The 16,935-nt window shown below is 54.1% G+C and carries 18 protein-coding genes; 16 read left to right on the top strand and 2 right to left on the bottom strand.

Translation table 11 applies throughout. The features are described 5' to 3' along the window. Positions 1-78 precede the first annotated feature (78 nt). Positions 79-1,488, top strand: coding sequence for a terminase large subunit domain-containing protein (locus UNPF46_RS08905; protein WP_142249761.1), 1,410 nt, complete (start codon positions 79-81; stop codon positions 1,486-1,488). Between the two features lie 2 nt (positions 1,489-1,490). Here the strand turns inward: UNPF46_RS08905 and UNPF46_RS08900 are convergent, their stop codons facing one another. Further along, on the bottom strand, positions 1,491-2,144 hold the full coding sequence (locus UNPF46_RS08900) for a hypothetical protein (RefSeq protein ID WP_142249760.1): 654 nt from the start codon (positions 2,142-2,144) through the stop codon (positions 1,491-1,493). Positions 2,145-2,203: 59 nt separating this feature from the next. Between UNPF46_RS08900 and UNPF46_RS08895 the strand changes: the two genes are divergently transcribed. The 15 genes from UNPF46_RS08895 (at position 2,204) to UNPF46_RS08825 (ending at position 15,845) form a co-directional block, all read left to right on the top strand. Then, on the top strand, positions 2,204-3,928 hold the full coding sequence (locus UNPF46_RS08895; protein ID WP_142249759.1) for a hypothetical protein: 1,725 nt from the start codon (positions 2,204-2,206) through the stop codon (positions 3,926-3,928). After that, complete coding sequence (locus UNPF46_RS08890; RefSeq protein WP_142249758.1) at positions 3,925-4,146, top strand: hypothetical protein; 222 nt, start codon at positions 3,925-3,927, stop codon at positions 4,144-4,146. The genes UNPF46_RS08895 and UNPF46_RS08890 overlap by 4 nt, the downstream gene beginning before the upstream one ends. Before the next feature lie 45 nt (positions 4,147-4,191). Then, positions 4,192-4,725: a hypothetical protein gene (locus UNPF46_RS08885; RefSeq protein ID WP_142249757.1), complete on the top strand. Its 534-nt coding sequence runs from the start codon at positions 4,192-4,194 to the stop codon at positions 4,723-4,725. A 57-nt stretch (positions 4,726-4,782) separates the two neighbouring features. Beyond that, positions 4,783-5,337: a hypothetical protein gene (locus UNPF46_RS08880; protein WP_142249756.1), complete on the top strand. Its 555-nt coding sequence runs from the start codon at positions 4,783-4,785 to the stop codon at positions 5,335-5,337. A gap of 50 nt (positions 5,338-5,387) precedes the next feature. Further along, positions 5,388-6,269, top strand: a complete 882-nt coding sequence (locus UNPF46_RS08875) for a hypothetical protein (RefSeq protein ID WP_142249755.1) — start codon at positions 5,388-5,390, stop codon at positions 6,267-6,269. A 255-nt stretch (positions 6,270-6,524) separates the two neighbouring features. Next, positions 6,525-6,914, top strand: a complete 390-nt coding sequence (locus UNPF46_RS08870) for a hypothetical protein (RefSeq protein WP_142249754.1) — start codon at positions 6,525-6,527, stop codon at positions 6,912-6,914. Positions 6,915-6,919: 5 nt separating this feature from the next. Next, a complete protein-coding gene (locus tag UNPF46_RS08865) occupies positions 6,920-7,375 on the top strand; it encodes a hypothetical protein (protein WP_142249753.1) in 456 nt (151 codons plus the stop codon). A gap of 6 nt (positions 7,376-7,381) precedes the next feature. Continuing rightward, complete coding sequence (locus tag UNPF46_RS08860; protein WP_142249752.1) at positions 7,382-8,128, top strand: hypothetical protein; 747 nt, start codon at positions 7,382-7,384, stop codon at positions 8,126-8,128. A gap of 185 nt (positions 8,129-8,313) precedes the next feature. After that, complete coding sequence (locus UNPF46_RS08855; protein WP_142249751.1) at positions 8,314-9,465, top strand: hypothetical protein; 1,152 nt, start codon at positions 8,314-8,316, stop codon at positions 9,463-9,465. A 6-nt stretch (positions 9,466-9,471) separates the two neighbouring features. Further along, positions 9,472-10,140: a hypothetical protein gene (locus UNPF46_RS08850; protein ID WP_142249750.1), complete on the top strand. Its 669-nt coding sequence runs from the start codon at positions 9,472-9,474 to the stop codon at positions 10,138-10,140. A 3-nt stretch (positions 10,141-10,143) separates the two neighbouring features. Beyond that, positions 10,144-11,688 (top strand): hypothetical protein, encoded by a 1,545-nt coding sequence (locus tag UNPF46_RS08845; RefSeq protein ID WP_142249749.1) that lies wholly within the window; start codon positions 10,144-10,146, stop codon positions 11,686-11,688. After that, on the top strand, positions 11,685-11,975 hold the full coding sequence (locus tag UNPF46_RS08840) for a hypothetical protein (protein WP_142249748.1): 291 nt from the start codon (positions 11,685-11,687) through the stop codon (positions 11,973-11,975). Before UNPF46_RS08845 ends, UNPF46_RS08840 begins: the two co-directional genes overlap by 4 nt. Before the next feature lie 24 nt (positions 11,976-11,999). Continuing rightward, positions 12,000-13,454, top strand: a complete 1,455-nt coding sequence (locus UNPF46_RS08835; RefSeq protein WP_142249747.1) for a hypothetical protein — start codon at positions 12,000-12,002, stop codon at positions 13,452-13,454. A 77-nt stretch (positions 13,455-13,531) separates the two neighbouring features. Then, the gene (locus UNPF46_RS08830; RefSeq protein WP_142249746.1) at positions 13,532-14,899 is read left to right on the top strand and encodes a hypothetical protein; all 1,368 of its coding nucleotides are present in this window, start codon (positions 13,532-13,534) and stop codon (positions 14,897-14,899) included. Positions 14,900-15,206: 307 nt separating this feature from the next. Further along, positions 15,207-15,845 (top strand): M23 family metallopeptidase, encoded by a 639-nt coding sequence (locus tag UNPF46_RS08825; RefSeq protein WP_142249745.1) that lies wholly within the window; start codon positions 15,207-15,209, stop codon positions 15,843-15,845. A gap of 197 nt (positions 15,846-16,042) precedes the next feature. Here the strand turns inward: UNPF46_RS08825 and UNPF46_RS08820 are convergent, their stop codons facing one another. Continuing rightward, positions 16,043-16,438 carry a hypothetical protein gene (locus tag UNPF46_RS08820; RefSeq protein ID WP_142249744.1) on the bottom strand — a complete coding sequence of 132 codons (396 nt, stop codon included), beginning with the start codon at positions 16,436-16,438 and terminating at the stop codon, positions 16,043-16,045. Between the last annotated feature and the right edge of the window lie 497 nt (positions 16,439-16,935).

Here is a 16,935-nt window from a genome sequence, read left to right as displayed (position 1 = left end):
ACGCATCCCCAGCCTCCGAGATCCAATGCAAATCAGTGAATCACGAAACTCCGACAAAAACGATAGTTTTTCAGCAGACTGCTAGACGCGACAACGCGCTTCATTCTCTTTGGCGGCGGAGCTGGTGGCGGCAAGACCTGGCTCTACTGCGAATGGCTCCTCACCCAGTGCTATCTATTCCCGGGCTCTCGTTGGTTCATCGGCCGCAATGAACTGAAGCGTCTGATGCAATCGACATACGTGACTTGGTGTAAGGTATGCGCCTTCCACGGCATCCCCAAGTCGCACTGGACTCTCGATGGCAAGTACAACGTCATTCGCTTCAAGAATGGCAGCACGATCGATCTCCTCGACGTGGCTTTCAAACCAACCGATCCCGACTATGACCGCTTTGGCTCGACAGAGTACAACGGAGGTTTCGGGGAGGAGGTGTCGGAATGGCATTTCAAAGCATTCGACGTCCTCAAGTCGCGCATAGGGCGTCACAAGCTTGAGCGCGATGGCGTCGACATTACGCCGCCTCCTAAGTTCGGTCTCTCCTGCAACCCGTCGAAGCGCTGGCCTTATCGCGTGTTCTACAAGCCCTGGAAGGAGGGGACGCTGCCTGAGCAGTACGCGTTCATCCAGGCGCTCTACAGCGATAACCCGCACACCGCTGAGGAGTACGGCAAACAGCTTGAGGAGATCAGCGACCGTGCACTGAAGCAACGGCTAAAGGAAGGCAATTGGGACCACGACGAAGAAGCCGGCATGCTTATGCGCCACGACAACATCCGCGACATCTTCACCAACACTATTGTGAAGTCGGGAGAAAAGTACCTCATCGTCGATGTTGCGCGGTACGGCCGGGACAACACGGTCTTCAATTTCTTCGACGGTCTAGAAAGCTACAAGCGGGAACGCTATTCGGAGCAGGGCACCGACAAGACCATTCAGCTTATTCGAGATGCCGCGGCTGCCGAGCGCATTCCCTATTCGCATATCCTCATCGACGAGGATGGCGTAGGGGGAGGGGTGGTTGACCAGCTTACTGGCGTGAAGGGCTTTGTAGCGGCCTCTACGCCCATTCCTACGCGCACCATGCTCAGGCGCCAGATGCTTCCTACGCCGAACCTCACGATCGAGGGGAAGCGCCAGATAGCGGCGTTCCAGCACCTCAAGGCTCAATGCGCGTTCAAGCTAGCGGAACTGGTTGAGACGCACCGCCTGGCCGCCAAGCCGCTCGGGGACGAGGACGAGATTACTGACGATCTCACGCAGATAAAGCAGAGAGACATGGAGAAGGACGGCAAGCTAAAAATCGTGCCGAAGGATGAAGTGAGAGAGGCCTTGGGTCGATCGCCGGACACAGGCGACACGTTCATCATGCGCATGTACTTCGAGCTGCTGAAGGACGCCGCAGGGCAGAAGAACGCGCCATACGAGCGGTCGGTGCGGGAGATGAATCGTAGAGCGCCGATGCGGCAGGTGCGGCAGAGAGGGGTGTAACCCTACCAAAAGATGAGCCCGTATTTATGTATCAGGGATATAACTCCGAGTGGCCCAAAAAATAGGAGAGCGTCTCTATCCTGATTGGGTTCTACTGTAAATTCGCCCAATTCTGCCACGTAGCTTCCACCTGCCCACGACGGCGTCGAAAAATAAACGTTCAGGCACAGAGATAGAGTAATTGGCGTATTACCCATCAATATTTCATGAGCCTCACCACGCTCTCTTTTTCCGTCTTTCCTGTAGAGATAGTAGCCATCATTCGTTATCGAAACGACCTGTCGCAAGACATCTTTCTCTTTTAGTACTGCGGCATTGAAGCTGGTGCCGAAGCTAGCTCTCTCTGCGTTCGGATCCTCGCACGATCTCGAATACTGCTTCTTTGCTACCCAGAAGCTCACCGTCTCGATAACAGCCGCTCTATTTCCGTCATTGACTATTGTCACGCTAGCTTTGTCCGACAGTGCCAGCCGCTTAGAGCCATCGGGCTCCAATTTTACGTAGAACTGAGTTTTCATTATTAGCCGAAGATTGTCTTCGGCCCTCAAGACGTTGAAGAAGAATGTGAACACCGAAATCACAAACGCGGTCCACGCAATTACGTTGCTTGAACCGCCACTCATTTTGGCGTCCTTCCCTGTCTCTGTCTCCGACATGACCGCCTTATCCCCCTTGACAGCCACAGATTGCACTGGGGGTGGGGTATACTGCAAGCATGAAAGCGCTCTACGCAGCAATCGATGACCACATAAAGAGCTATCAGCAAGGGACCATCACCATCTCGGAAGACATCGAGTTTTCGATGTACAACACGGTGCGACAGATAACGCACTACATCCTCTCCAAGTATTTCAAGAGCGAACAGGGTCGATTCCGCAACATTGGCAACGCCATCGTTGACCTCGAATGGCGCGCGAAGAACATCGATCGTAAATCCATTGAGGCGCACGCGGTTGATGGCGACCACCTGTTCTCGCTCATCGTCAACAAAGAGCTTCAGCAGTGGATGAAGACAAACAACTTCGGCAAGACCATCGACGACTATCAACGCAAGAAGTCGGAGTACGGCTCAGTAATGCTCAAGAAGACCGAGACCGCAGACGAGCTGCTTATCCAACCCGTGCAATGGGAAAGCACAGTTGTCGACCCAGAGGACATTAAGGGCGGCCTTAAGCTCGAAACGAGCTACTTAACGCCCCTAGATCTAAAAAAGAAAGCTGCCGTCTGGACAGAAGAGTACGAAGGCGAATTGGCGATTGATGCGGCCATAACAGCCGCCAAGAAAAGCAGGGCTGCAAAGGACGGGCGTCGTATCGAGGTCTTGGATATCGAAGGGGAGTTTGAATACTGCGATATCTACCCTGACGAGGAGAGCAGCAACGACGAGATTGCTCTTTACAACATCATCGTCGCCGTGGTCTCCGGCAAGAAGTACTGCCTCTACAAGAAGAAGCTAAAGGGGAGTCGCTTCAAACACGATGCACGCAAGCAGGTCGAAGGCCGCGACATGGGCTTAGGCGTCTGGGAGGAGTGCTTCGAAGCGCAGATAGCTACCAACGAAAATGTCCTTGATGAACGCGAGGCGATGTCACTAGGTGGCAAGGTCGTCATCACAACGAACAAAAAGAATCTGCCGACGGGCATGGCACTTATGAACGGTGAAGTCATCGACCTTGATGCAGACGAGTTCTTCAAACCAGTGTCCCTCGCCCCCACAACTCTTCCGCAGTATCAGAACATAATCGATGCGTGGTTCGTAAACACCCAGCGCGATCAGTCGGCCTATCCCGGTATGACCGGCGAAGAGCCCAAGGCCAGCACGCCGGCACTCTCGCTCCAGCTACAGGCCGCCCAAGGCGCTTCGATTTTCAATAAGCGTCGCGACCAGGACGCCTTCTTTCTCCTAGAGGTGATCGAAGAATGGGTGTTGCCGTTCGTCGTGAAGCGAATCAACAAGGGGCATACGCTTACTGCCGCTTATTCGCCTCGGGAGCTGGCGATGCTCGATGAAGCAATCAGGAATGCCCACGTCACTCCAAAGGTGGTCAATGACGTTCTTGCAGGAACTCTCGTAACGCCTGATATGCACGCCGCCTACCACGCCGAAGTCGATGCAATGCATGGCAAGGCCGGTAACAAGCGGACGATCTATATTCCAGACGGGTTTATCACGCTCAAGAAGATCGATGAGAAGGTTCGGTTCGACATCACCGACGAAATGGCGGATGACCAGCGGCGCCTCAATGCACTTGCCACGACGCTTGGCGCACTCGACCCAGCAGATCCTCAGCGCGCAGCGATCATCGAGGAAATGATGGAGGTTTCAGGGATTTCAGCCGCGACGTTCCCAATCTCTTCGGGTGGCGCAAAAACTCCTACGACTTCAACGCCAACCAACACGCGTACCCAACAAGTTCTCCCTGAGGGTCAAAAGGCATGAACCACCTCAAGGCATTCTTTCAAGACAAGGAGGCTCAGAAGGAGTGGGCCGACTTTATCATGGCGCAATTGAACGAGGAGGCGCTGCTGCGCGTCTATGCCGGGAAGGACACGGGAGATTTGAAAGAGGCGCGGAACGTCATTTCGAAGTCCTTCAAGAAGCTCAATGAGCTATTCACACCAAAAACGAACCCGCGCCGGCGACAACGTGCGGTGTGAGGTACAATAAAGGTCGGATTATTAGCAGTTAGATTTTACAAACGCATGCTTACAAAACATCTCAACGGCACGCAGGTCGGTTCAGGAACACAGATCGACTTCACTGCTATAGGAATGACTGCGACCGACGACGGTAGCAAGACGACATATGACTTGTCGCCGCTCATTCAGGTTGCGCGCGTAACCGTAACGAACGCGCAGATCAAGGCGCTTCGAGCGACACCGAAGACTCTCGTCGCAGCACCGGGCACCGGCAAGGTTCTTGAGTTCGTCTCTGCCGTTATAAAGAACAACGGAGGTACAAACGCGCTCACCGAATCTGCCGATAACATGGCTGTCAAGTACACCGACGGCTCGGGTGTTGCAGTCTCGCAGACGATAGAATGCACGGGTTTCATCGATCAGACGGCTGCGACTATCACAGCCGCATTGCCTTGCATCGACCCTATCGTTGCGTACGCTTCTGGTGCGAACAAGGCACTTGTTTTGCACAACACCGGAGACGGAGAATGGGGCGGCAATGCCGCAGCTGACGTCACACTGACCATTGACGTCGCTTATCGTGTCCACACCATCTAGGCTTGACCCTTGTGGAGCGTGATACAATCCAATTATTAGGTTCTCATACCTCTAAAAATGACCATAGAAAATCCTGACGAGTCGGAAGTCATCGAAACACCGACACCGGTTGAGCCCGAGAGTCCTGAAAATGACGACGAGCTTGACCCCGAGGTAGCACCGGTACCTCCCGAAAATGAAACACCGGAGCAGTTGAAGTCGCGACTTGCCGAGACCGAAGAGCGCAACCGCAAACTTTGGGCTCGTCTCCAACGGGAGAAGACCAAAGGCAAGCCAGCGACACCGGCAGTACCAGCACCAAAACCTGCTGAGCCTGCAAAACCCGCTTCCCTAACCCGCGACGAGGCAATCCTTATCGCAAAGGGATTCTCTGAAGAAGAGCTTGAGAAGGCAAAGAAGATAGCGGAGGTTGAGAATATCCCGCTTACCGAAGTGCCGACTAACGATCTCTTTATCACCTGGAAGACCAAGCGCGAAGCCGAGAAGAAGGAGCAAGACGCTCAGCTCGGTGTAGGGCGAGGGGCGCGCAGAACTGTCAAAAGGACGTTCAGCACCCCAGGTCTCTCGGACAGCGAACACAAAGAGATGTTCAAAGAGAAGATTGGGAGGTAGCGCATCAATCCGTTGAGTGATGCCGGGCACTATTCGCTCACTTCACTTACATGGCATTTCCTACAGACACATTCACAGCGGCAGACCTTGCCGAATTGATTCCAGAGGTGTGGGGAACAAAGATCAACGACTTCTATCGTGCCAAGCTCAAAATGGCGATGTTCTTCACGAACCGCTCCGATGAGTTGGCCGAAGGAGCCGATGCTCTCTACACCCCGAACCTCACCGAAATGTCGGCCAATGCCAAGACGAACGGCACTGCCGTCACCCTGAATTCCCCGACCGAAACGAAGCAGACACTCACTGTTGACCAGTGGTTCGAAGTTTCGTTCATGATCGAGGACCCACAGGCGGTGCAGGTCAAGAATTCCTACAACACGCAACAGCGCTACATCAAGAACGCCGCCTTTACGGCCGCGAAAAAGCTCGAAGTGGCCGTTGCTTCAAAGTTCAATGGCTTCTCGGCATCCGTCGGTTCAACAGGCGTCGCAATCACCGACCTTGTGGTCCGCACGGCCATCTCAACCCTCGAAGGCGTCAATGGCGACTTTGAAGAGGCCGCATGGTTCTTGCACACGACCACGGTCTGGCGCGACCTCATGTCCATCGACCGTTTTGCACTCAAACTGAACACAGCTGGCTCGGACCCGGTGGTCAAAGGTGCAATCGGGGAGATTTACGGTCGTCCTCTGATAACCTCGACCCTTATCCAAAAAATCAACACCAACACAGACTACTCAGGTGCATTGGCTGTACCAGACGCTATCCATTGGGCCACCGCTCCACTTCCGGGGCAACGTGACGCGATGGGCGTTCGCTTCCAGTCCAACTACATCCCTGAATATCTCGGAACGCTTAGCACGGCAGACATCCTTTACGGGGTGACTGAGAACCGTGACGCAGGCGGAGTCGAGATTGTCTCGAAGGTGTAGGTTTGTTTCTCCTGGCCCCCGGACGCCAGTTCCAGCGGGGCCAGGATGAACTGGCAATAAACTCAACACCTATGTCAAACACCAAAATGAAAGTAGTGATCGGAGCAACGTTCAGGCGTGAAGCCGTTCTCATAGATCCGAACATCAACGCGGCCGAGCCGACGTTCAACGCCGAAAATCCCGGTCCGGTGAGAGAAGAACCTAACAACATAATCGCTACCGGCGAAACCAGCCGAGGCATCCTCCGAAGAATCTATGACCGATAAATTTCAACGTGTTATCCCTATAGACGACGCGCAGCTTCGTCAGTGGGTAGAAGAAAAAGGCGCCCTTGTAGAAAAAGGCCGCGGCTTCGCCCGAGAGATGGAAGAACTCGCAAAACAGCACGAACGCGCGCTAGAAGCGATGACCGAACTTACGACGAAAATCACCGCTTTGAAGCGCAACATCTTCCGTCGTGTTGAGAAGAAGACGAAGGACCTACTCACCGAGTTCGAAATCCCTGTCACGACGGAGATACGTGATGGACAACTCGTCTTGCTCGCAACCGATGCTCTAGCGGAGTTTCAGGATACCTTCAAAAGATTCGACAAGTGGCATGAGCCTGTTCCGAGAAGGGAAAAGAAATTAGAAGATAACTCGTAGAACCTATGCAAGTAGCAGAAGCATTTATCCTCGACGCAAATGGCAATCCGGTCTCGTACAACGGCCATCTCGTCACCAAGAAATCCCTCGCCTACACCGGCGCAGCGCATCTAGGCGCCCAAGACGCAACCACGCTCTTCACCGTAACTGGAGACGTGATTGTTGCAATTTTTGCCGTATGTACCGAAGACCTGGCGGGCGCGAGCGCAACCCTTGAAGTCGGCATAGCTGGCAATACCGCTGCCCTCATCGCCCAGACAGTCGGCACGACAATTGACCTGGGGGAGATATGGACGGGTACGAACCCGCCGACGGTAGCCTCAATGCCCGCCGATAAGATCCTCACCAATGGCACGGATATCATCCAGACAATCGCAACGGCGAACGTCACAGACGGAGAGCTGACCTACTATTGCCTCTGGGTGCCTCTTACAGCGGGTGCCTCGGTGGTGGCCGCCTAGACCGATATGCAATTCAACGACACCACGTCCAAAAGCGGCCTCATCCAAGAGTACGAGTTTTGGATTGGTGTCCCGGATGGAGCAATCTCAGGCAATACGACCCTCTTAAAGATGGTCACGCGCCTCATGAATGTCCGGTATGCAAAGGTCCTTGCCCGTCTGCAATTGCTCACGGGCAAGGACGGAGCGGAAGACACAAACTACAGCTCGCAGCAGTTCTCCTACTTCGATATCGCAAGCGGGACAGGGAACTATCAGTTCCTCACCGACCAAGCTGGGAACACGATCACTGACATTACAGGAGTGCTGATACTTCCCTCATCCACTTCGACCGAGTACACCTCTTTGAAAAAGCTCACGCTCGATATTGTCGATGCGCAGCTCATCATGTCTCCGAACCCGTCTCGTGTCGGCATACCATCGGGCTTTATCGAAAAGAACAACACGGTCTTCTTCGATTACGTACCGAACTACAGTGCATCCAACGGCGGCAAGTTGTTCTATCGCCTCGTGCCGTCCTATTTCACTTCTTCCGATACGACGAAAGCCCCCGGTTTCACCGAGGCGTACCACCGAATCCTAGCGATGGGCGCGGCATTCGACTGGCTATCCGTCAACAAACCCAACGACACGTCTACTCTCGCCAATATCTCGGGACAGCTCACTCAGGACATGCGCGACCTCGAACGCTTTACGGTCATGAAGAACCCGACGCGCAAACGTCTTACGGGCCTACAAAGACGCGCAATCTAGCTATGGCAACGCTCACGAACACGTCGAAAAATGCAGGCTCACTCAGCCCTGTTTCCAAGCCGCTCATGGGCGGGCAAGTATTTTACGCATGGCTCTTCTGGTTCACCATCAGCGGGTATTCAACCTCGCTCACGAACACGTCGAAAAACGCGGGAACGCTTATCCTTATCGCTAAATCATAATGTATGGCTGACAATTTCGAATTCACGCCAGGTTCAGGAGGAATAGGGGCAGCAGACGACATCGGTGGAGTTCTGCACCCTCGAGTGAAGGTCGTCTGGGGGCCTGACGGCACGGCGAATGACACAGACGTTGCGAGCGGAAAGGCTCTTCCCGTCCAACTCAGAGACGCTTCGGGGAATGCTGTAGCGCCACTTACCGAGAGCGACTTCGACACCAAGATTGGAAGTCTCACAGAAACCGCACCAACGACGGACACATCCTCATCGGGCCTGAATGGCCGCCTCCAGCGGATCGCACAACGTATTACGTCACTCATCGCGCTGATCCCGTCTGCGTTGACCGGATCGGGAAACTTCAAAGTTTCGCTTCAAGAAAGTAACGCATCGCAAGCAAGCACAGTTGTCGACGGCGGCAATGTAACGCTCGGTGCCAAAGCAGATGCGAAGAGCACCGCCACAGACACGACTGCCATCAGCGTCATGTCTGTACTCAAACAGATAAGTGCATCTGTTCAGGCCGCCGCATCGTCGCTCGCGGGCACGATCACGGTCGCAGCTCACGCCGTCACACAATCAGGGACTTGGACGGTCCAGCCGGGCAACACCGCTAATACGACTCCTTGGAAGGTGGATGGTTCAGCAGTCACACAGCCTGTTTCTATAGCGACCAATACGCCCGTCGGCAACGTCGCTCACGACGGAGCGGACAGCGGCGCTCCTATCAAGGTTGGTGGCCGGGCGCGCAGTTCGGAGGTGTCAGCTGTCTCGTCCGATGACCGCTCAGATCTCATTACTGACCTGGTGGGAAAGCTTATCGTCCTTCCGTACGCAAACCCTGAAAACTTCTTGAATGGGACGACCTCAGCGATTACCGACACGACAAGTACTACTGCCATAGGGGCGCAAGGAGCTGGTATCCGCATCTACGTCACATCGGTAATTGTCACCAACTCGCACGCAACCGTAGGAACATTCGTCAAAATACTAGATGACACAACCATTATCTGGGAAGGCTACGCCGCGTCGTTAGGCGGTGGTTTCACTCAGTCGTTTCCTGTGCCACTTCGCGGAACAGCAAACAAGGACATCAAAATTCAATGTGTCACGACCGGCGCCAACGTGATCGCCTCAGTAGCGGGATACAAGGGCGTATAACCATGTATGTTCCTCGAAGACTTTAACTCCTACACGCCCAGCGGAACCGATATCAACGGCGGTTCAGGTGGCTCGGGCTTTTCCGGAAACTGGAGTGGATCAGGAGGCATTCTCTCCGACAGTAGCGTTGTTTACGGAGGCGCATTTAGTGCAAAAGCGACGTCTGCTGGGCTTGGCGGTAACAGCTACGAACGCCCACTCACCACAGCCCTCTCTGGTTCGGGCATTCTCGTCTATGGAGCGCTTCGTCGCGATAGCAGTAGCTCAGGAGAACTTCGCGTCAACCTACGTACCGCCTCAGGTGACAACGATGCCGTGACGATAAAAATGAACGCGTCCGGCCAGATTGTCATCGGTAGCTCTTCACCCGTAGTCGTTGGCACGTATGCCATAAACAGTTGGTACGCATTCCGGCTTACTATCGATACAGGTGGCTCGGGTAGCTACACCGCCGCCATCAGCGCCGACCCTTTCGGTACCTCCGGAACATGGGGGACAGAGAGCGCAAGTAAAGCATTCCAAAACGCTGGCTCCCTCGGTTTTCTACTTCTCGACTTCGGATCGTCTGCGGGGACGGGCGTCACCAACTACTGGGACGAAATCGGCACAACGAGCCCTTTCACTTCGGCACCAGTATTCACCCCCCGCCGCGCTCTCATGGGAGTCGGCCTATAATATATGAAACCCATCACGCTCAACAAATTCAACGGAGGAATGACCAACGATCCGCGTGACCCGCTTACGACTGTCGCTCGTCTCACTCAACACCTCGACAACGTAACGAGACCTCACGCCATCGCCGCTTACCCGGATAACGACGCGACCGTAGCGGACCGAGGCGCCACGACTTTTGACGACGTTCGTATACAGCAATTTCTCTTCGCAAATTACCTCGCCACTCCAATCTTATTCGGCTTAGGTGTCGAGACAGGAACCACAAAGCCGAAAATCTTCACTAAGGCAAACATAAGCGATGGAACGCCTTGGCTGGCGGCCAACAACGGCTCGCATGCCTCTTCCACATCGGCCATCACGGCCCAGAATAAGCCATTCATAATTTACCAAAGCTATATCTACGGATTGGATGGCTCCGGCTGGTGGAAGTACGGAGATATCACGGACCTCTCCACGGCAACCTGGACACGCACCGTCTACACAGGGGCCTATCTAAATGTCTGCCCGCCCATCGTTCATTCTAAAGACGACATCATGTATTCTGCAGCGGGCGCAGGGACGCTCGTTGCCAATAAGATCGTGAGGAACAACGCTGGCAGTTGGGACGTCGCTCTCACCTTTTCAACCTACACCTACATCCCATCCATCTGCGAGCACTACGACTATCTCGCAATCGGTGCCAATCTGCCGAATGGAAACTGCTCGGCCTATCTCTGGGATCGCGACTCGTCGCTCGGCACAATATCGCAGAAAATCGACTGGGGTAGCGGACAACTAAAGTGGGTTGCAAGCAATGATGGCATTCTTATCGGCTGCTCAATCCAACAGCCGTCGGGCTTTGCCATAAACCCCGAGGTCGTCTTCAAATATTACAATGGCACGTCTGCCATAGAATTCGCTCGCTTCACAACCACAGCCGCGACCGTCTACCCATCCACGCAGAAGCACAATAATATCACGTATTTCCTCGCCGAGATGACCATCGACTCAGTCGCACTTCGGGGCATCTGGAAAGTCGTTCACAACCCTTCGGGCGGTTTCTCTGTCTCATTCGATCGTCAACCGAGGCTCGACGACACAATAACCGCGGGAAAATTGTACGGGTTCCTGCGCACAGGTGATTATTTTCATATCGCATGCGCGGACGCCCAGGACAGCGACAAATACATCGTCACCAAAACGGGAAACACTTTCGCGACTACCGCGAGATGGAGAACGACAATCAATGAAGGAATGCCACCTGAGGACAGAACGGCTCTCAAGCAACTCAAGGCCATTTCCGTGAGTTACGAACCGCTCGGAACAAACGCTGGTTGTGTCATCAAGTACCGCATCGACGGTGGCGCATACAACGTACCGAACGATGGGAACTTCACAACAATCAAGAACGAATTGACCGACAACATAGTCACAACCGTAATAACCGGCGACTCCGCAGGTCTCCAATTAGCGCAAGGTCGTGAGTTCGAGTTTGATTTCCTTCCTTCCGGTGGCGCGAGAATCACGGAAAGGAAATACGCTTATGAGGTCATTAAATCTGGCATATGACCCCCGAACAGGCACAAGAACTGCTACTGCGTGTTAGTCAGCTCGAAGAGCGGCTTAATCGCTACGAGAAGCCGGACAAATACATTTTTGAAAAGAGCGTGCAGATACTTGAAGGTCGCAATTTCCAGCTCGGGCGTACTGCCGGAACGCAGTTCGGAACCGACACCGATCAAAAAATCGGGTTCTTCGGTGCAACACCAGTTGGTCCTTACAACATTCCGTTTCCAGTGGCCGCAGCGGACCTCTACACCGCGCTGAATCGCCTCGGGTTCGTCTATCACGCGTAAAACCGATGCTACAATAACAACACCATGTCTCCCATCGACCCATTTTCACCGGAAGGCGCAAAGCGCATCGCGCAGATCACGGGACAGCAGCCAGCGCCTATTTCAGCGAACGCACTGTCAACGCCTGCTCTGCCAACCTTGCCGCAACCGACCTTTACGCCGGTCCCTGCGCCTCCGCCAATTCCATCCCTCGACAGCATATACAATACGCCGGCCACTCCCCTCGAAACCCAAGTCAACGACACAGCAAAAGCGGCAGGCGACACAAATGCAGCGCTTGCAGGCGAGACAGCTTTTCGTACGTCGCAGGAGCAGAATAGCGATATCGCGGGCAAGAAGCAGACGGTCAACGACCTCACCACGCAATTCAACAATCTAAAAGCCGAAGCCGACCAGATACCCCTCTCCATTCAGAAGTCATTTGAGGGCAGGGATGCCACAGTCGGTGGCGTAGCTCCTATCCAGACGAGCCTGCTTCGCAATAACTCCATCCGGCAACTGGGTGTCTCGGCGATGCTTAATGCTGCCAACGGCAACCTCGCAACAGCCCAAGACCAGGTGGACAGTGCCGTAAAAGCCAAATTTGACCCTCTACGAGCTGAACTAGCCGCTAAGAAGGCTCAGCTAGACGCAATCACACCGTTGTTAGACATCGAACAGAAGAAGACTGCGGCCAAACAGGCGGCGGCACTGGCTGACCGCGCGCGAGCACTTGATAAACAGGAGGCAGATCAAAAAACGATCTACTCAACGATGTTAGCCGCCGCACAGAATGGTGCCGATAGCCTGACACTCCGCAATATCCAGAATGCGACTACACCAGACGAAGCAATCGCAGCCGCGGGAGACTCGTTGGTCTCACCAAAGACGCAGGTCATAAATGCAAATGGGCGTGTACTTCTCGTAGATAGCAAAACGGGCAAAACGGTCGTAGATCTCGGCACCAGCGACGCGGCCCTCAAGGTGGCAAACGCCGCTCAGAAGCCCGCTACCGTCACTCAATTGACCTACGGAAACTACGCTCCACGCCTGCAATCTGCCGACACAACCATTAACTCACTGAGCGGCACTATCACTAATATGTCTCCTGTCAGCTTCGCAATCGCGAATCGCCTTCCGTCGTGGTTGCAGTCATCGGAAGTCCAGCAATACAATCAGGCCAAGCTCAACTTCGTCAACGCCGTTCTGCGTCAGGAGTCCGGCGCGGCAATCTCCGACTCGGAACGTAAGCAATACGAGGCTCAATACTTCCCTGTCCCAGGTGACTCCCCTGCCACGATCGCTCAGAAGGCGCAGAATCGCGCACAGGTCGTGCAAAGCTACGTCAAGAACGCTGGCCCTGCATATACTGGCCCTGCGAATGACCCGTATGCCGACTATCGAACCCAGCTCCAGAATGGCGAAATACTCGTCCAGCGCGGGAGCCAACTTGTTGCAATCACCCAGGATGAATTACGAGCTGGCGACCTACAGCTATGAGAGTCCTAGGCACAGCACCAGCGGCAACTCCCGCTCCTGCACCGAATAAACAGCCTGTCAGCGTTGGGCAGACCATTTTGAACGGTGCGTCGAAAATCACTGACGCGCTCGGATTGCATGGCGCAATTGATACCGTAGGTTCGAACCTCGCAACGCTGGCTCATCCAGTACTAGCCACCAAAGGATATATCAACAGGCCAACCTTGAAAGAGAACGTCGGCGCGGGGCTAAGCATTGGGAGCGCCCTTGCCAGTGTCGCAGCGCCCTCGCCAACATCACTTGGAAAGACCGCTTTGGGATATGGAGCACTCGCAGGCGCGCAGGGAGCAGGGAGCGCCCTCGCCGAAGGTGCCGATGCAGCCGCAGCTACAAAAGAGGGAGCTAAATCAGCCGCGATCGGCGCGGCAGTCGGAGGCACATTCAATCTTCTTGGTAAGGCACTTGCAAAAGGCGGTCCGGCTGCTCTCTCGTTCACGTCAGGTGTTCCAGCCAACGCCATCAAGCAAGCAGCCGACAACCCGAGCGTTGCCAAGCAAGGCCTCGATACCAGCGTTGAAAATATCCGTCATCAGGCTGTGGGCTCCTTACAGAGCCTCTATAGTGACCTTGGAAGCGAATTTGAGCAGGGCCTAAAACACGTCGCGGACAACGTCCCTGTTTCCCCAAAAGCTCAGGCAATCCCGACGAGCCTTCTCACCGAAGCGCAGAAGATCGCTAGCCAATTCAAAGTCGCCACCAAAGCGACGAAAGACGGCTTAATGGCTGACTTTTCAAAGAGCGCCATTGTGAAAGGAGGCGAAGAGACAGCCGTCCAGAACACTCTCGATACCCTCAGCTCATGGAACGACTTCTCAGCAAAGGGTATGCAGGACCTCGAGGCGCGCATAGGCGCTCTCCGTAATTTCGACACTGGAGGGCAGACACGCTCGAGCGCTATCGTCGGTAAGATCTACAACACTGTCAACGACGCGATAAAAACGCACTATCCGCAGCTCGCATCACTGCGTTCGCAATACTCGACGAACCGCCAGGCGCTTGACGAAATCAGTAACGTGCTCAGTGCGACCAAAGACACACCCGTCAGTGTGCAAAGCTCAATCACGAGACTTTCAAATATCTTCAAGACGGACCGCGAGCAGTACGTAAACATCATCAAAAACCTCGCTGACAGAAGTGGAGTCGACTATCTCTCACTCCTAGCCGGAACCGAGTTTCAGAAGGTCTTGCCAGGGTTCATTCGTGGTGTCGGAGGTGGCAGCGCCGTAAGCGTGGGCGCCTCGGTTCTCAATCCCTACCTACTTCTGCTCGCTCCTCTGTTCTCTCCTCGCGTTGCCGGCCTTATCGCAAGAAACGGCCCAACTGTAGCGAAAGCAGCCGCGCCTCTAGTGAGAGCAGTTGCGACTCAAGCCATTCCCCGAGCGAGCAAAGCGCAGGCGTCACAATGAGCAATATGAACATCGCGATGAAAAAATCTGCAAACATGCCATCAGCCTACACCCGACTGACAATCCTGCAATGATGCTATGCAAGTCGATCCAAAAGAATACGCAGAGTACAGGACAGACCATGACCTCTTGATTGAATTGCGCACCGAAATGCGCGGACTACGTGACGACTTCAAAGACGCAAAATCACAGTATGTCACTCGCAGCGAGTTTTGGCCTGTGAAGATGCTAGTTTACGGGTTTGCAGGTCTACTCCTCTCCTCAGTCGTCATGGCATTGCTCGTACTTGTGGTACGATCATAGCTGTATGGAAGCTCCCCGCTTCTATTGGCCCATCAAACCGCTTCGAGCGAACCAGCTCTGGGGTGTTCTCAACCCGACCGTCTATTCTCAATTCGGCTTCACTCGCCACAACGGCATCGACATGGCTCTGGCGCCCGACAAGACGATATCTGCTCCCGTAGACGCCACCGTTGTCCGTAAGGGCTTCCAACCAAACGGAGGAGGCATATTCGTCGGTCTAATTAGTGAGCCTATCGACTTCCCGGCTTTCACGAACACCACGCCAGATGGCGCAGTTGTCAGCTTCGCTCCCGGCACTTACAGAATTCTTGTCGACTTCCTGCATTGCGAGAGCATCACAGTAAACGAGGGAGACAAGGTCAAAGCAGGCGATCTGATAGCCATAGGAGACAATACTGGCTTCTCGACCGGCCCGCACTGTCACACGCAGTGGCGTCGCGTTACCTGGGACGGCAAGGTCATAAATACGTTCGATAAGAATGACGCTAACAACTCGTTCGATCCCACGCAGTTCTTTATCGGGATCTACGCGGCCGACCTTCCATCACTTATCAACACCTTGCGCCAACAAGTCGCTGCGCTCACCTTGCGCGTGGCACAATTAATCAAAGGAAGGCAGGCGAAGCCTGCAATTACCAACTAGCAATTTCCACTATGAATCCGACGTTCAAACGATACCTTATCAGCTCCCTGACCACGTTCGCATCGACTTTCCTGCTTACGGCAGGCGCAGCTCTCAAAGATGGATTTCTGTCAAATGAAGCGTTCACAGCATCGGCAATAATCGCACTCATCATGGTCGCTGGACGCGCTGGGTTTAAGGCCGTCATTGAAGGATACTTAGGCGCGGCAGACGCCTAGACAGGCCGCCAGACGCATTAAAATGCCCGTAGGAGCCTCTTTATGGGGCTCCTTTGGTTCCTTGCCGCTATCCAGCTCCAGCTCTTCTTCTTTGTCTGCTTCTGCTTCACGTATTGCTCGTTCTCGTAAAAGTTCGGGCAGCAGGTATAAGAACCGCTGCTCGAACTCAGAAACAATCGAGTTGTCGTTCGATAGTCGCGCCATATACGCGCACTGTCGATAGAAATGGACAGCGTCGTCGTCGCGCGCTTCTGCTACGAAGCGTCTTATTGCATGCTCCCAGCTATGAAAATGCCACTCCTTCCCAGTCTCTGAACTGGAAAGCAGATTGAACGCTTGCCGCTGATGCTCGGCTATTCTTCTGAGCGGTCTCATTGGTCAACACTCCCCAGCAATAGTCCGACTCTACCCCTGAAAGGCAGTGAGGGAAACTATTGGTCTCATCCCGCTTGTACGATCTCAGGCAAAGTCCCTGTAGCCAGTCCTGAATCGTACTCTCATGCGCACCGATGCAGATTCAATGGGGCGGTGACAGTCGGCGTCATTTTCCACCCTTTCGCATCTGCACCTGTACGCGAGCCTGATTTTATTTTTGTGCGGCCGTATTTATCGTCGTTTGGTCCGAACCGACGGCGCGGAATGATCTGTGTGAGGTTGGCTGGGAGGGAAGCGGTGTGTTGCTACTAAACAGTCGGAATGCCTACACCTTCGAGTTTGTCTCGCTTCATCTTTCTGAGCTTGAACCACAACCGACACCATGCGAAGAAACCGAACCAGTTGCCGGACTTCTTAATCGTCGCAGTGCGGACTTTATTTCTACCGTGACGCCCGTGCTTATCGAGCATTCGGTAGATGCGTATCTCGTACATCGT

The organism is Bradyrhizobium sp. UNPF46 (assembly GCF_006658625.1).
GTDB lineage: Bacteria > Pseudomonadota > Alphaproteobacteria > Rhizobiales > Xanthobacteraceae > Bradyrhizobium > Bradyrhizobium nitroreducens.
This window is presented reverse-complemented; position numbering and strand designations above follow the sequence as displayed.

What these genes read in the sequence shown, in the direction of transcription:
- UNPF46_RS08900 (WP_142249760.1), bottom strand. Translation starts at nt 2,144, where the DNA reads ATGTCGGAGACAGAGACAGGGAAGGACGCCAAAATGAGTGGCGGTTCA.
- UNPF46_RS08895 (WP_142249759.1), top strand. Translation starts at nt 2,204, where the DNA reads ATGAAAGCGCTCTACGCAGCAATCGATGACCACATAAAGAGCTATCAG.
- UNPF46_RS08890 (WP_142249758.1), top strand. Translation starts at nt 3,925, where the DNA reads ATGAACCACCTCAAGGCATTCTTTCAAGACAAGGAGGCTCAGAAGGAG.
- UNPF46_RS08885 (WP_142249757.1), top strand. Translation starts at nt 4,192, where the DNA reads ATGCTTACAAAACATCTCAACGGCACGCAGGTCGGTTCAGGAACACAG.
- UNPF46_RS08880 (WP_142249756.1), top strand. Translation starts at nt 4,783, where the DNA reads ATGACCATAGAAAATCCTGACGAGTCGGAAGTCATCGAAACACCGACA.
- UNPF46_RS08875 (WP_142249755.1), top strand. Translation starts at nt 5,388, where the DNA reads ATGGCATTTCCTACAGACACATTCACAGCGGCAGACCTTGCCGAATTG.
- UNPF46_RS08870 (WP_142249754.1), top strand. Translation starts at nt 6,525, where the DNA reads ATGACCGATAAATTTCAACGTGTTATCCCTATAGACGACGCGCAGCTT.
- UNPF46_RS08865 (WP_142249753.1), top strand. Translation starts at nt 6,920, where the DNA reads ATGCAAGTAGCAGAAGCATTTATCCTCGACGCAAATGGCAATCCGGTC.
- UNPF46_RS08860 (WP_142249752.1), top strand. Translation starts at nt 7,382, where the DNA reads ATGCAATTCAACGACACCACGTCCAAAAGCGGCCTCATCCAAGAGTAC.
- UNPF46_RS08855 (WP_142249751.1), top strand. Translation starts at nt 8,314, where the DNA reads ATGGCTGACAATTTCGAATTCACGCCAGGTTCAGGAGGAATAGGGGCA.
- UNPF46_RS08850 (WP_142249750.1), top strand. Translation starts at nt 9,472, where the DNA reads ATGTTCCTCGAAGACTTTAACTCCTACACGCCCAGCGGAACCGATATC.
- UNPF46_RS08845 (WP_142249749.1), top strand. Translation starts at nt 10,144, where the DNA reads ATGAAACCCATCACGCTCAACAAATTCAACGGAGGAATGACCAACGAT.
- UNPF46_RS08840 (WP_142249748.1), top strand. Translation starts at nt 11,685, where the DNA reads ATGACCCCCGAACAGGCACAAGAACTGCTACTGCGTGTTAGTCAGCTC.
- UNPF46_RS08835 (WP_142249747.1), top strand. Translation starts at nt 12,000, where the DNA reads ATGTCTCCCATCGACCCATTTTCACCGGAAGGCGCAAAGCGCATCGCG.
- UNPF46_RS08825 (WP_142249745.1), top strand. Translation starts at nt 15,207, where the DNA reads ATGGAAGCTCCCCGCTTCTATTGGCCCATCAAACCGCTTCGAGCGAAC.
- UNPF46_RS08820 (WP_142249744.1), bottom strand. Translation starts at nt 16,438, where the DNA reads ATGAGACCGCTCAGAAGAATAGCCGAGCATCAGCGGCAAGCGTTCAAT.